Source organism: Microvirga pakistanensis (assembly GCF_004458765.1).
GTDB classification, from domain to species: domain Bacteria; phylum Pseudomonadota; class Alphaproteobacteria; order Rhizobiales; family Beijerinckiaceae; genus Microvirga; species Microvirga pakistanensis.
The window spans coordinates 1-223 of sequence record NZ_SPJX01000054.1 but is presented as its reverse complement, the minus strand read 5'-3'; the positions used below and the strand labels follow the sequence as shown (position 1 = coordinate 223).

At 64.6% G+C, this 223-nt stretch carries 1 protein-coding gene; it reads left to right on the top strand.

Going from position 1 to position 223, the window contains the following annotated elements:
- Window positions 1-223, top strand: a 223-nt coding sequence (locus E4K09_RS28705) for a hypothetical protein (RefSeq protein ID WP_166802125.1), incomplete at both ends; no start/stop codon positions are given.

Below are 223 nucleotides of genomic sequence, written 5' to 3'. Positions count from 1 at the left end.
AGCAGCTTCGGTTCTCCCTTGGCTCGCATGCGTGCAGGTGCTCGCGGCCCTTCGGAGCTTCGGGGAAGTCGGCCTGCATCACGCCAAGAAAACCTCTCCTCTCATCGCGATTTCCCTCGTGAGCCTGCTCATCGGAGCCCCGATCTACTGGATCGTAGCCTTGAACGCCGGGATCGTCGGGGTCGCGGCCGTGTGCGCAGGCGTCATGCTCGTGCGCACCGGT